Source organism: Geodermatophilus sp. URMC 64 (assembly GCF_053502555.1).
This window is the reverse complement of record NZ_CP199955.1, coordinates 579,610-592,892: the sequence shown is the minus strand read 5'-3', so window position 1 is coordinate 592,892 and position 13,283 is coordinate 579,610. Positions and strand designations below refer to the sequence as shown.

At 76.5% G+C, this 13,283-nt stretch carries 14 protein-coding genes; 6 read left to right on the top strand and 8 right to left on the bottom strand.

Translation table 11 applies throughout. The features are described from left to right. The first annotated feature begins 61 nt into the window (after window positions 1-61). Genes ACWIYF_RS02905 through ACWIYF_RS02890 form a run of 4 tightly spaced genes read left to right on the top strand, consistent with a single transcriptional unit; the run spans window position 62 to window position 2,968 of the window. Window positions 62-976: an FAD:protein FMN transferase gene (locus ACWIYF_RS02905; RefSeq protein WP_448626621.1), complete on the top strand. Its 915-nt coding sequence runs from the start codon at window positions 62-64 to the stop codon at window positions 974-976. Further along, window positions 973-1,587, top strand: coding sequence for a ferric reductase-like transmembrane domain-containing protein (locus ACWIYF_RS02900; protein ID WP_448626620.1), 615 nt, complete (start codon window positions 973-975; stop codon window positions 1,585-1,587). The genes ACWIYF_RS02905 and ACWIYF_RS02900 overlap by 4 nt, the downstream gene beginning before the upstream one ends. 5 nt (window positions 1,588-1,592) lie before the next feature. Continuing rightward, window positions 1,593-2,774 (top strand): NADH-ubiquinone oxidoreductase-F iron-sulfur binding region domain-containing protein, encoded by a 1,182-nt coding sequence (locus ACWIYF_RS02895; protein WP_448626619.1) that lies wholly within the window; start codon window positions 1,593-1,595, stop codon window positions 2,772-2,774. Further along, entirely contained in the window at window positions 2,771-2,968 is a 198-nt protein-coding gene (locus ACWIYF_RS02890; protein WP_448626618.1) for a ferredoxin, read from the top strand. The genes ACWIYF_RS02895 and ACWIYF_RS02890 overlap by 4 nt, the downstream gene beginning before the upstream one ends. Window position 2,969: 1 nt before the next feature. On the opposite strand, the gene ACWIYF_RS02885 is transcribed toward ACWIYF_RS02890, so the two are convergent. The 5 genes from ACWIYF_RS02885 to ACWIYF_RS02865 all read right to left on the bottom strand — a co-directional run bounded on the left by ACWIYF_RS02885 (window position 2,970) and on the right by ACWIYF_RS02865 (window position 6,832). After that, complete coding sequence (locus tag ACWIYF_RS02885; protein WP_448626617.1) at window positions 2,970-3,992, bottom strand: glycosyltransferase; 1,023 nt, start codon at window positions 3,990-3,992, stop codon at window positions 2,970-2,972. A 147-nt stretch (window positions 3,993-4,139) separates the two neighbouring features. Then, window positions 4,140-5,042, bottom strand: a complete 903-nt coding sequence (locus ACWIYF_RS02880; protein WP_448626616.1) for a hypothetical protein — start codon at window positions 5,040-5,042, stop codon at window positions 4,140-4,142. Between the two features lie 95 nt (window positions 5,043-5,137). Beyond that, window positions 5,138-5,566 (bottom strand): VOC family protein, encoded by a 429-nt coding sequence (locus ACWIYF_RS02875; RefSeq protein WP_448626615.1) that lies wholly within the window; start codon window positions 5,564-5,566, stop codon window positions 5,138-5,140. Between the two features lie 56 nt (window positions 5,567-5,622). Beyond that, window positions 5,623-6,066, bottom strand: a complete 444-nt coding sequence (locus ACWIYF_RS02870) for a helix-turn-helix transcriptional regulator (RefSeq protein ID WP_448626614.1) — start codon at window positions 6,064-6,066, stop codon at window positions 5,623-5,625. A gap of 91 nt (window positions 6,067-6,157) precedes the next feature. Beyond that, a complete protein-coding gene (locus ACWIYF_RS02865; RefSeq protein ID WP_448626613.1) occupies window positions 6,158-6,832 on the bottom strand; it encodes a phosphodiesterase in 675 nt (224 codons plus the stop codon). 208 nt (window positions 6,833-7,040) lie between these two features. On the opposite strand from ACWIYF_RS02865, the gene ACWIYF_RS02860 reads away from it, so the two are divergent. Both ACWIYF_RS02860 and ACWIYF_RS02855 read left to right on the top strand, forming a co-directional pair. Beyond that, complete coding sequence (locus tag ACWIYF_RS02860) at window positions 7,041-7,253, top strand: hypothetical protein (protein ID WP_448626612.1); 213 nt, start codon at window positions 7,041-7,043, stop codon at window positions 7,251-7,253. A gap of 335 nt (window positions 7,254-7,588) precedes the next feature. After that, window positions 7,589-9,628: a transglycosylase domain-containing protein gene (locus ACWIYF_RS02855; RefSeq protein ID WP_448626611.1), complete on the top strand. Its 2,040-nt coding sequence runs from the start codon at window positions 7,589-7,591 to the stop codon at window positions 9,626-9,628. A gap of 1 nt (window position 9,629) precedes the next feature. Here ACWIYF_RS02855 and mftG read toward each other — a convergent pair whose 3' ends face one another. Genes mftG through ACWIYF_RS02840 form a run of 3 tightly spaced genes read right to left on the bottom strand, consistent with a single transcriptional unit; the run spans window position 9,630 to window position 13,283 of the window. Beyond that, entirely contained in the window at window positions 9,630-11,120 is a 1,491-nt protein-coding gene (gene mftG, locus ACWIYF_RS02850; protein ID WP_448626610.1) for a mycofactocin dehydrogenase MftG, read from the bottom strand. Next, window positions 11,113-12,417, bottom strand: a complete 1,305-nt coding sequence (locus ACWIYF_RS02845; RefSeq protein WP_448626609.1) for a class I adenylate-forming enzyme family protein — start codon at window positions 12,415-12,417, stop codon at window positions 11,113-11,115. Before ACWIYF_RS02845 ends, mftG begins: the two co-directional genes overlap by 8 nt. Further along, window positions 12,414-13,283: an MBL fold metallo-hydrolase gene (locus ACWIYF_RS02840; RefSeq protein WP_448626608.1), complete on the bottom strand. Its 870-nt coding sequence runs from the start codon at window positions 13,281-13,283 to the stop codon at window positions 12,414-12,416. Before ACWIYF_RS02840 ends, ACWIYF_RS02845 begins: the two co-directional genes overlap by 4 nt.

Below are 13,283 nucleotides of genomic sequence, written 5' to 3'. Positions count from 1 at the left end.
GCACCACGGGGCTCAGGCAGTTCCGCGGCGCACCGTTCTCGGTAGACCCGAGGAGGTGCCCGTGACCGCCACTGCCGACTGGACGGCCTGGAGCTGCCGTGTCCGGCTCGCCGTCACCGACCCGGCCGCGCTCGACGAGGCCCGCGTCCTGCTGGCGGACCGGATGGCCGCCGTGGACCGCGCCAGCAGCCGCTTCCGCGCCGACTCCGAGCTGGCCGCGCTCGAGCCCGGCGGGTGGACCGAGATCAGCCCGCTGCTGGCCGAGCTGCTCACGGTCGCCCTGCGCGCCGCGCGGCTGACCGACGGCGACGTCGACCCGACCGTCGGCGGCCCGCTGGCCGGTCTCGGCTACGACCGCGATCTGCGGCTGGTGACGGCCGACGGACTCGTCGTCGCCGTCCCCGCACCCGGCTGGCGCGCGGTGGAGCTCGACCCCGAGGCGCACCGGGTCCGCCTTTCCCCCGGCGTCCGGCTCGACCTGGGCGCCACCGCGAAGGCGTGGACCGCCGACGCCGCGGCCACCGACATCGCCGGCCGCACCGGCGCCGGCTGCCTGGTCTCCCTCGGCGGCGACCTCGCCGTCGCGGGGCCGGCTCCGGACGGCGGCTGGCGGGTGCGGGTCGAGGACGTCTGCGGCGATCCCGACGCCCCGCCGGCCGGGCCGGCGACTGTCGTCACGATCACGGACGGCGGCCTGGCCACCTCCTCCTCGGTCGCGCGGCGCTGGCAGCGCGGCGGCGCCTGGCTGCACCACCTGCTCGACCCGCGCAGCGGCCTGCCGGCCGCGCCCGCCTGGCGGACCGTCTCCGTGGCCGCCGGCAACTGTGTCGACGCGAACACGGTGTGCACCGCCGCGATGGTGCGCGGGAACGCCGTCTGGCCGTGGCTGCGCGCGGTCGGCGTACCGGTCAGACTGGTGGCCGTCGACGGCGAGGTGTTCACCGCCGGGGGCTGGCCCGCGGAGGCCGCGGCATGAGTGCAGAGGCGTTCTGGTACCTGATCCGGGCGACCGGCGTGGTCTCCCTGGTCCTGATGACGGCCACGGTCGTGCTGGGCGTGGTCGTGCAGCGGCAGCGCCGGCTGCCCGGCCTGCCCCGGTTCGGCGCGGTCGCCCTGCACCGCAACGTCTCGCTGATCTCGGCGCTGCTGCTGCTCGTGCACGTGGTCACGTCGGTGGCCGACTCCTACGTCGGCATCCCCGCGCTCGCCGCCCTGGTGCCGTTCACCTCGACCTGGCGGCCGGCGGGCATCGGCCTCGGCGCCCTCGCGGTGGAGCTGGGACTGGTGATCGTCGTCAGCAGCCTGCTGCGGGGCCGGCTGCCGCGCCGGGTCTGGCAGCCGATCCACCGGAGCGCCTATCTGCTGTGGCCGCTGGCCTTCGTGCACGGCCTGATGCCGGGCACCGACCTCGGCTCCGGCTGGGCGCTGGCCCTCGCCCTGGCCTGCGCCGCCGTGGTGGCCGGCACGACGGTCGTGGCCTGGACCGGACGGCACACCGTCCCCGCCGACCGCGCCCCCGCGGCCCTGGCCCGCGCCTCCGCCGCCCTGGCCGGCGGCCCCGCCGTTCCCGTCCTCCGGAACAGGTGACCCCCATGACGACGTCCCTGCTTCTCCCCGGGCTGCTCGACGCGGCCGGACCCGGCGTGGCGGACCACCTGAGCGCCTTCGGCCGGCTTCCCCCGGCCGACGCGATCGAGGTCGCCGCGGCCGCCGGGCTCACCGGCCGCGGCGGTGCGGGCTTCTCGACGGCGGTCAAGCTCCGGTCGGTCGCCGCCGCCCGGCGCCGGCCGGTGGTGATCGCCAACGGCGCCGAGGGCGAACCGGCCGCGGACAAGGACGCCGTCCTGCTCGCCCGCGCGCCGCACCTGGTGCTCGACGGGTTGCTGATGGTCACGCGGACGCTCGGCGCGCGTTCCGTCGTCCTCGCCGCGGCGCCGGCGCTGCTGCCGGGACTGGCCGAGCGCCTGGCCGAGCGGTCCGACCTCCCCGCCGTGCGGCTGCACCCGGCCGACGACCGGTTCGTGGCCGGGGAGGAGTCCGCGCTGGCCGCCGCTGTCGAGGGCGGGGCGCCGCTGCCCCGCGCGAAGGTCGTCCCGATCCGCGAGCGGGGCGTGGACGGGCGGCCCACGCTGGTGCAGAACGTGGAGACGCTGGCCCGCCTGGCGCTGCTCGCCCGGGGCGAGAGCGGGGCGGCGCAGCGGCTGCTCGTCACGCGGCGACCGGCGACCGGCGACGCCGACGTCGTCGACGTGGCGCTGGGCACGCCGCTCGGCGACGTCCTCCCGATCGAGGACGACGTGCGCGCCGTCCTGGTCGGGGGCTACCACGGCACCTGGCTGCCGGCCGCCGTGGCGGAGGACCTGCCGCTCGACCGCGCCGGGCTCGAGCCGGTCGGCGCGGCGCTCGGCGCGGGCGTGCTGGCGGCGCTGCCCGGGAACCGCTGCGGGCTGCGGGAGACCGCCCGCGTCGTCGGCTGGCTGGCCACGGAGTCGGCCGGCCAGTGCGGGCCGTGCCTCAACGGGCTGCCCCGCATCGCCGCCGGCCTCGACGTCCTGGCCCGGCCCGGCCCGGCGCCCGGCGACCTGCTCACCGACGTGTGGCGCTGGTGCGGCCTGATGGAGGGGCGCGGCGCGTGCCGGCACCCCGACGGCACGGTGCGGCTGGTCGCCAGCGCGCTCGGGGTCTTCGCGCGGGAGCTGGCGCTGCACCGGCAAGGGCGCTGCAGCGCGACGACCGACGTCCCGTTCCTGCCCGTCCCCGGAGGCGCCCGGTGACCCGGCTGGTCGTCGATCCCATCGCCTGCACGGGGCACGGCGTGTGCGCCGAGCTGCTGCCCGAGGGCATCGCCCTGGACGAATGGGGATACCCGCTGCTCGCCGCCGGCGAGGTGCTGCGCGAGCTGCTGCGCCGCGCCCGGTCGGCGGCGGCCGGCTGCCCCGCCCGCGCCCTGCGGCTGCGGGCGTCGTGAGTCAGACCCGGACGCGGTCCGCGGCCACCTGCGCGTAGACCTGCGCGTGCACGCGCTGCACGGCGGCGCGCTGCTCCTCCCGCCACGCGCGGTCGGCCGGCCGCGGCATCGGGCGGGCCAGCGCCGCCCCGACGGCGACGCTCAGCGAGACCGGGTCGAAGCCGCGGTCCTCGTCGTTGCCGTAGGTCACGACGTCGGACCACTGGTCGGCGAACCAGCCGCAGCTGGGCGCGACCACGCGGGTGCCGACGTCGCGGCAGACCTCCACATCCCGCGAGTGGGTGCCGCAGCGCTCGGCGAGGACCGCGACGTGCAGCTGCTGCAGCTCGGCGGTCCACGCGGCGTCGTCCGCCCCCGGCACGACCAGCTCCAGCGTGCCCTCGGCGGCCAGCCTCGAGATCCCGGGCACCGCGTCGTCGGGGTGGCCGGGGACGCCGAGCAGCACCCGCAGCCGCCCGCCGCCGGACACCGCCCCGGACAGCGCCGCCCGCACGAGGCCGGCGGGGTCGGGCACCGCCGGGGACGGGCAGCGCAGCAGCAGGCCGACGAGCCCGCGCTCGGCGCCGAGGTCGGGGCGCGGGGCGGTGAGCGAGGGGTGGGCGACCACGATCGCCGTCCGGCCGTACCGGTCGGCGATCTCGTCGGCCGCGCCGGGTGTGAGGGTCAGGACGACCTCGGCGGTGGCCAGCAGGGCGGCGAGGTGGGCGTCGTGGCGGGTCGCGAGCGGCTCCGACGGCTCGCGCAGCTGGTGGACGGTGACCACCAGCGGGATCCCGAGCCGGCGGACGGTCTCGGTCCAGCGCTCGAGCGCCGCCACCGGCAGGTGCCCGTAGCCGGCGTGCACGTGCAGGACGTCGATCTCCCCCGCGTGCGCGGTCAGGTACGCCGCGTCCAGCCAGGGGCTCGGCTCGGCGGCCGGCCCGACGCGGACCACGCCGGGCGGCAGGACGGCGTCCACGTAGGCGTCGGCGAACGGGACGGCGGCCACCCGCGGCACCGGTTCGGACGGCCCTGCGACGGACACGGGGGTGCTCCTCCTGCGGTCGTGCACTACTCCGCAGGAGGAGGTGCAGGTCGACGTGACCGGCCCGGGATCGAGCCGACGCCAGGATCGGCTACCCCGCCCGTCGCACCAACGAAACCGGACAGGCCCGATCGGGTGAGCGACCTCTCACGCCGCCGCGTGGGCTCCCGCGCGCCGCCGGATCCGCCGCGGCTTCGGCGCGAGGGCCCAGCCGGCCGCGCCCGTGGCGACGATGGCGACCGACACCAGCGCGAACGCGATCGTCGGCGGGTCGTCCCAGTCGAGCGTGCCGAAGAACCGGATCAGCGAGACGATGACCAGGGCGCCGAAGACGGTGTAGGCGATCGCCGCCGTCCGCAGCCGGCGCAGGTCACCGGCCACCGAGGCGAGGGCGGTGGCCAGGCCGAAGGCGATCAGCCAGGCCGCCACCACCCGGGCGGTCAGCGGCGTGAGCGCCCACGGCCACAGCCGCTCCGCCGTCGTCGGCGCGACGTACAGGACGACGCCGGTGACCGTGAGCACCACGGACTCCAGCCCCAGTGCGACCCGCAGGACCAGCGGCACCGGGCGGCGCGCCGGCGGGTCGAGGCCGCGGGAGCGCTCCTGCGGCACGAGCAGCGCGAGCATGGCCACCGGGATCACGATGTAGACCCCGAGCCAGAACCAGGCCGCCGCCTTGGCCAGGAACCCGCTCGCGGCGAACTCCGCCATGAAGTGGAACCGGTCGAGGTGGATCAGGGTCGCGGTCAGGGTCAGGACGACGAAGGCGAGGATGGTCAGCACCGCGACGCGGCTGTCCACCCACACCGGGTCGCGCAGCGACAGGACCACCAGCACGAAGCCGGCCGCGTAGCCCGCGCCCAGGAAGGCGGCGGTCAGCGGCGGCTGGATGGTCCAGGCGAAGAAGTCGGCGGTCCGCTCCGCCATCACGAACAGCGCGACCGTGGCCAGGGCGGTCAGCACGCAGAAGGCGATGAGCAGGACCCGCATGCCCGGGGACACCCGGCGGATGCGCTGGGATCGGGCCGGCCGGGAAGTGACAGCGTCCACGAGAGCTCCCGCTCGTCGGACCCCCGTGCGGCGGATCGGGTGGGGCCATGCTCCACCCGTCGCCGGACGGTGTCACCGGGATTAGGACCTCGTCGTCAGGCGAAGTCCTCCGGGGTGAACGCCCGCGGCTCCACCAGCACCAGCCAGTTGCCGGAGACGTCGCGCATCACTGCCTCCACGCCGTACGGCCGGTCGCTGGGCTCCTGGAGGAACTCCACGCCCTTGGCGGAGAGCTCCTCGTAGGTCTTGCGGCAGTCGTCGACGGTGAGGCCGAGCCCGCCCTGGCCGCCCTTCTCGAGCTGGCGGCGGACGAACGCGGCGGCCTCCTCGTCCAGCGGCGGGCCGGGCGTCATGAGGGTGACCTCCAGCTCCGGCTGGCTGGGGTGCCCGACGGTCACCCACCGGAAGCCCTCCCCCATCGTGATGTCCGTGCGCGGCGTGAAGCCGAGGACGTCGACGTAGAAGTCGCGCGCCTTGTCCTGGTCGAGGCAGTAGACGGTGATGAGCGAGATGTTCGTGATCATGCGACGACGCTAGAGCCGCGGGGCGGGCGCGGGCTTCTCCCAGATTGCGCGATCCGTCAGCGGGGCGCGGCGGTGCCGCCGGGGTCGAGGGCGCCGCGCATGAACAGCCAGCAGCCGGGGACGTGCGGCCCGCCGCGGGCGGCCCAGCGGTCGCGGTAGTCGGTCGGGCTCTCGCCGACGAGCTGCCGGAACCGGGAGGAGAACGAGCCGAGGCTGGCGAACCCGACGACGACACAGATCTCGGTCACCGTGAGGTTGGCGTGCCGTAGCAGGTCCTGCGCCCGCTCGATCCGTCGCCGCGTGAGGTAGCGGATCGGCGTCTCCCCGTAGGTGGCCTCGAAGCAGCGGGCGAAGTGGTACTTGGAGACGCCGGCGACCGCGGCGAGCGCGTCGAGGTCCAGCGGCGCCGCGTAGTGGCGGTCGATGTGGTCGCGGGCGCGGCGCAGGTGCACCAGCAGGTCGCGGCCCGGCGTCCGCACCGCCGTCCCCGTCCCCGTCACGGGGCGAGACTAGGGCGTGCCGGGCGGATCCATGCCGATGGGAGCGCCGCCTGGGCGGCGCTACCGAGGCTGGAGATGCGCCAGGCATGCCCTACGGCGGCGGCTGGTCGCGGCCCTCACGGGCCGCGGCGTACGCCGGGGCGCGGAAGCGGGCCATCGGACCGTCCGGCACGAGGCCGTGCGGCGGGTGCCGGACGGCGTCGAAGCGCACGTCGGGGTCCAGCGGCTCCCGGGTCCCGGTCAGGGTCAGCCGGCCGAACGGGCGCCACGGCCCCTGCCCCTGCGCCGCGCACAGGGTGAACCGCAGGGGTTCCCGGCCCCGGTCCGGCAGGGCGGCCAGGAGCAGCGTCCCGGCGTCGGAGCGGTAGCCCATGATCGAGGTGTAGGGGGTGGCCGGTCGCAGCCGCGGCACGGGCACCATGCGCAGCAGCGGCGCCGTCGCGGTGCTGGTCAGCAGCAGGTCGACCGGCTCGCCGTCCGCCCCGGCGGGGATCCGCACGGCCAGGCCGAGCAGGTCCGGCCACGGCTCGGGCAGCCCGATCCCGCGGGAGAGGCGGACGACGACCGCGTCCTGCCCCGGCTCGTCCAGCCACGGCACGCCCACCGGTTCACCGCCGGTCCCCCGCTCGAGCTGCCCGCCGAAGACCGCGCCGCGCGGGTGCATCGGCTTGCCCTGTCGCCACCGCGCCAGCGCGCCCAGCGGCACCCCGGCCAGCCTGCCCGCCGCGCGCGCCGGCGACAGCCCTCCTCGCGTCTGCTCCGCCACGTCGCCGCCATACCCACGCCCGACGGGGCCAAAGTGGCCACTTCGGCCGTCGGGGGCGGCCCGGCCGCGGTCAGCGGAAGCTGCTGAGAGAACGGACCGGTCCGGGAGTGTCGACGGGCGAAGTCTGCGCATTCCGCGGTCGAGGTTCAGGGAGATCTGCCTGCCCCCAGCCGGTGACACGGAACAGTCCGGCGCTTACGTTGAGTACATGCTCTCGACGCTTCTGGTCATCGGTGGAGTGCTCGTCGGGCTGATCGTGCTGCTCGCCGTCATCGTGGGCCTCTCCGCCCGCCCCACCGCGAAGCGCGGCACCACCTCGGCCGCGCGCACGCCGTCCTGGGTCGTGGACGCCGGTCGTCCGCACCCCGACGCGTGGGCGCCGCTGTCGAACACCAGCACCGAGATCCGCGCGATCCGGTAACCCCCAGGCGCCGGCGTCCCGGCGGCTGCGATCGCGCGCCGCCGGGACAGTCCGGGCCTGAGCACCTGCCCCAGCTCGGCGGTGTCGACGGGGCCACGGACGGTCTCGACCTGCGGCACGGTTCCCCACGCGTTCGGTGGCCGCCGGGCTCCGCTGCACGGTGGTCCGCGCCTGCACCCTGCCACGCGTCACGAAGCGGTCACGACCGTCTACCTGCGACGGCGTCGCTCCGTCATCATCAAGGGATTGGATCACGGGTCCGGAACCGTCCGGATCCGGGACCTGCGCCGGCCCCCTCTCCGCCCGAGGAGGGCCGGGGGGAAGCGGGGTCAGCGGTGGCCAGACGGCGTCATCCCCGGTTGCGGGCCCTGGCGATGCTCCTCGTCGCCGTCCCCCTGGCCGGCGTCCTCATCGCCGCCGCCCTGACGCCGTGGATCGTGGGCCCGGGGCTCGCGGCGCGGTCCTCGGCCGACCTGCTCAGCCCGCTGCCGTCGGCCCTGGGTGACCACGCACCGGCGGGCAACAGCGTGTTGCTGGCCGCGGACGGCTCGGTGATCACGAACTTCTACACGAACAACCGGACCCCCGTGCCGTCGGAGCGCATCGCCCCGGTGATGAAACAGGCCCTGGTCGACATCGAGGACGCCCGCTTCTACGAGCACAACGGCCTGGATGTCGAGGGCACCGTGCGGGCCCTGGTGTCCAACGTGCTGGCCGGCTCGGTGCAGGAGGGCGGGTCGACGATCACCCAGCAGCTGGTCAAGCAGACCCTCCTGCAGACCGCCGCGACGCCGGAGGAGCGGCAGGCGGCCACCGAGCAGAGCATCGGCCGCAAGCTGCGGGAGGCGCGGCTGGCGCTGTCGCTCGAGGAGCGGTACTCCAAGGACGAGATCCTCACCCGCTACCTCAACCTCGTATACTTCGGCGAGGGCGCCTACGGCGTCCAGGCCGCCGCGCAGCGCTACTTCAGCGTCGACGCCGCCGACCTCTCCGTCGTCCAAGCCGCCATGCTCGCCGGGCTGGTGCAGACGCCGACCGTCGACGACCCCCTCGTCGACCCGGACCGCGCGCAGACCCGCCGCAACCAGGTGCTGGAGCGGATGCACGCGCAGGGCCACCTCGAGGACGACGAGCTGTCGACGCTGTCCGACGAGCCGGTGACCGTCGCCCCGAGCCCGCCGCCGCGCAACGGCTGCGTGGACGCGGTGATCGGCGGGTTCTTCTGCGACTTCGTGCAGCGCCACCTGACCCAGACGCTGGGCATCCCGCAGTCGGAGCTGGAGAACGGCGGGCTGACCATCAAGACGACGCTGCGCCCGGATCTGCAGCGCTCCGGCGACGCCGCCGTCCTCGCGACGCTGCCCATGGGCGACCCGCTGGCCGCCATCTTCACCGCCCTCGAGCCGGGCACCGGCGCGGTCCAGGCGATGAGCGTCAACCGCGTCTTCGGCTACGACGCGAACGACCCCGCGCAGGAGTCGGTGAACCTCAACCTGGCCGCCAGCCAGGGCGCGGGCTCCACCTACAAGGTGTTCGTCGCCGCGGCCGCGCTCGAGCAGGGCATCCCGCCCTCGTTCACGCAGACGACCGGCAGCCCGTACGTCTCCCGCGTCTACAAGAACGGGTCGGCGCCCTACACGGTCGAGAACGTCGGGAACATGCCACCGACGCTCACCATGACCGAGGCGCTCATCCGCTCGTCCAACACCTACTTCGTCGCGCTGGAGGACCGGCTCGGCAGCGTCGAGGGCCCGGTGCGCACGGCCCAGAAGATGGGCCTGTTCTCGCTCGACCCGGTCGCCGACCAGGTCATCGCCGAGAACCGGGGCTCGTTCACCCTCGGCGCCGAGGCGACCAGCCCCATGGCCCTGGCCAGCGCGTACTCCACCCTCGGCGCCAACGGCACGCAGTGCGACCCCGTCCCGGTCACCGAGGTCCTCGACGCCTCGGGGGACCCGCTGCGCGACGAAGACGGCAAGCCGTACGACACCGGGTGGCACTGCACGCCCGAGGCCATCCCGCCCGCGGTCGCGACGACGCTGAGCAACATCCTGGTCGGCGACACCGCGCTCCCGATCGGCACCGGCACCCGGGCCTTCGTCCCGGGCCACGACATCGCCGGCAAGACCGGCACCAGCCAGAACCGCTTCTCCATCGCGTTCGTCGGGTTCACGCCCCGCTACGCGGCCAGCGTGATGGTGCTCAACCCGAAGCAGAACCAGGACGTCGGCTCCTTCGGCGGCGGCCGGGGCGCGCAGGTCTGGCACGACGCGATGGCGCCCATCCTCACCGCCGAGCCGAAGGCACCCTTCCCGCCGCCCGGCATCCCGCTGGGCCCGGTACCGCCCCCGCCGCCCCCCGACGGCGGCGGGTGAGTCAGCTCCCCACCACCAGCTCGGCGGCCCGCTCCCCGACCAGCACCGCCGTCGCGGCCGGCCCGCGCGAGGGGACCCAGGGCAGCACCGAGGTGTCCGCGACGCGCAGCCGCTCGACGCCGCGCACCCGCAGCCGCTGGTCGACCACGGCCCCCGGGTCGCCGTCCGGGCCCATGCGCGCGGTGCCGGACAGGTGCACGGCGGTGCCCACGTGCCGGGCGATCCACCGGTCGAGGGCGCGGTCGTCGGCGAGGACGTCGTCGGGCAGGCCCGTCCGCGCGGCGCCCAGGCGCGCGCACGCCAGCAGCTCGGCCGCCAGCCGGACGCCGTCGCGCAGCCGCGCCCGGTCGGCCGCCTCGGTGAGGTAGCGGTACTCGAGCCGGGGCGGCGCCGCCGGGTCGTCAGCTGCCAGGCCCAGCCGACCCCGGCTCTCCTCCCGCTGCAGCGCCACGCGCAGCACGAGGTCGTCGCCGCCAGCAGGGAGCCCGACGGCGGAGAAGGGCCGCAGCCACGGCTGGATCTCCAGGTCGCCGGTGTTGAGCGCGCTGTGCAGCGGCGGCAGCCCCGGGACGTCGGGCGGGTGCCGGGCCGGCGCGTAGCGGACGTAGACGTCGGGGTGGTCGGTGAAGTCCGCGCCGACGCCGGGTGCGTCGGCGACGACGCCGATCCCCGCGGCCCGCAGCGCCCCGGCCGGACCGATTCCGGACAGCAGGAGCAGGTGCGGCGAGCGGACCGCGCCGGCGCTGAGCACGACCTCGGCGGCGCGGAAGGTCCCGGCGTCCGTGTCCACCCCGACCGCCCGCCCGCGCTCCACCAGGACGCGGCGCACCCGCACCCCGCCGCGCACGGTGAGGTCGGCGCAGTCGCGGCGCGGGGAGAGGTACGCCATGGCGGCGTTGACGCGGACGCCGTCGGCGACGTTGCACGGTATCGGGCCGTACCCGGGCCGCCCGCCGTCGGCGTTCTTGTCCGGCTCGGCGGGGAAGCCGAGCTCCGCGGCCGCCGCGGCGAACGCGTCGGCCAGCGGGTGCCCGGCCGCGGGGCGCCGCACGGGGACCGGCCCGGCGGCACCGTGCTCGGGCCGGTCGCCGAAGTCGGCGTCGGTCTCCAGCCGGCGCAGCGCCGGCAGCACCGCGTCGTAGGACCACAGGTCGTTGCCGGCCGCGGCCCAGCCGTCGAAGTCCGCGCGGGGCGCCCGGACGAAGTAGCCGCCGTTGACCGCGCTCGACCCGCCCACCACCCGGCCGCGCCGCACGTGGGCGGTCACCTCGTCGGTGAGGACGGCGCGCAGCTCGTCCGTGGCGGGGTGCCCCGGCGCCACGGCGGCCAGCGAGGCGGCGCTGCGCAGCTCCGGCGGGAAGTCCTCCGGGCGGGCGAAGTCGGCGCCGGCCTCGAGGAGCAGCACCCGCCGGCCGGCGTCGGCCAGCCGCGCGGCCAGCGCGCACCCGGCCGAGCCGGCGCCCACCACCAGGACGTCGTGCCCGTCAGCCACCCGTGAGCCCCAGCACGCCCGGCAGGTCCAGCCGCCGCACCTTGCCGGTGGAGGTCCGCGGCAGCTCCCCGACCCGGTGCAGCTCCTTGGGCCGCTTGGCCGGGCCGAGCCGCTCGCGTGCCCAGGCCCGCAGCTCCTCCGGCGCCGCCGTCCCGACGTACGCGGCGGCCACGCGCTGGCCCCACTCCTCGTCGGGGAGCCCGAAGACCGCGCTCTCGGCCACCCCGGGGTGCCCGTCGAGCACCGCCTCGACCTCCGCGGGGTAGACGTTCACGCCGCCGGAGATGACCAGGTCCTCCCGGCGGCCGTCGAGCCACACGAAGCCGTCGTCGTCCACCCGGCCGAGGTCCCCCACCGTGACCCGGTCGCCCCGCCAGGCCGCGGCGGTCTTCTCCGGCGCCCGCCAGTACTCGAACCGCGCCCACCGGGGCACGCGGCACCACAGCTGTCCCCGCTCGTCGGCGGTGATCTCCCGGCCCGGGCGGGCCCGGCCGACCGAGCCCGGGTGGGCGAGCCAGTCGGCGGCCGGGCAGACGGTGAACTGCGCCTCGGTGGAGCCGTAGAACTCGACGACGGTGTCGGGCGGGAGCGCGTCGAGCACCTCCCGCTTGAGCGGCTCGGGGCACGGCGCGCCGGCGTGCGCCAGCAACCGGAGCGACGACCAGTCGACGTCCTGGTCCAGCAGCCGCCGCAGGTGCGTGGGCACGCAGAACGCGGTCGTCGGCCGGTGCTCGGCGATCGCGGCGGCGGCCCGGGCGGCGTCGAACGGCCCGGGCAGGACGACGTCGCCGCCGGCCAGCAGCGTGTGCGTCGCGAAGCGCAGCGGCGCGGAGTGGTGCAGCGGGGAGAGCACCAGGTGCCGGTCGCCGGGCTCGAAGCCCCAGACGCCGGTCTCCTCGCCGGCCAGCGCGCGGGCGTCGTCCTCGGTCAGGACGCCGGACCACACGCCCTTGCGCCGCCCGGTGGTCCCGGAGGTGTAGTGCATCGGCCGGGCCAGCGGCACGTCGGCGAGGTCGGCCTCCGCGTCGCCGGTGAGCAGGCGCTCCGGCTCGGCTCCCACGTCGAGCGCGGGGTCGGCGTCCTCGGCGAGCGCGGCGTGTTCGGCGGCCGGCAGCGCCGGGTCCAGGACGACGGGGACGACGCCGCTGCGCAGCGCCCCCAGCACGACGGCGAGCAGCGCCGGTGAGGCGGCGGCGCCGACCAGGAGCCGGTCCCCCGCCCGCACCCCGGCGGCGGCCAGCGCGGCGGCCGCCCGCCGCTGGTCGCGGGCGCTGTCGGCGGCGCGCACCAGCGTCATGCCAGCCGGACCGCCTCGCCGCCGGCGTCCTCCACCCGGCCGTCGGCGCGCAGCTTGGCCAGGGTGGCGCGGGTCGACTGGGCCGCGGCCGGCCACACCTCGCGCGGATAGGCGGCGTAGATCGTCTCGACGAGCTCGTCGACGGTGCGCTCGCCGTCGGCGAGCGCACCGAGGATCTGCGCCTCCCGGTAGGCGCGGTGGGCCAGGTAGAAGTCGAGGACGGCGGTCGGGTCCTCGGTCAGCTCGGGGCCGTGGCCGCAGTAGAGGGCGCTGGGGCCGAGGTCGTGCACCCGGCGCAGCGACTCCAGGTAGGCGACGACGTCCCCCTCGGGATGGGTGACCACCGACGTGCCGCGGCCGAGCACGTGGTCGCCGACCAGCACCGCGCCGGACTCCAGCCGAAAGGCCAGGTGGTCGGAGGTGTGCCCCGGCGTGCCGACGACGCGGACCGTCGTGCCGGCCAGCGCCAGCCGCTCCCCCGCCTCCAGCACCCGCCCGCCGGGACCGGCGACGTCGGAGCGGGCCGCGGCCACCTGCGCACCGAGGCGGGCGCCCCACGGCTGGGCCGCCTCGGCGTGGTCGCCGTGGTGGTGGGTCACCAGCACCGCCACGCAGCGGGCGTCGCGGGCGGCCAGCGCCGCATCGACCGCGGCCAGGTGCGCGGCGTCGTCCGGACCGGGGTCGACGAGCACCGCCTGCCCGCTGCCCGGCGCACCGACGACGTAGGTGTTGGTGCCGTCGAGGGTCATGCCGGAGGGGTTGGGCGCCAGCACGCGGGTGACCAGCGGCTCCAGCTCGGCGGTGCGGGGCATCGCGCCGAACGCCGGCAGGTCCCAGGTGGCGCGCGGGTCGGACGGGGCTTCCAC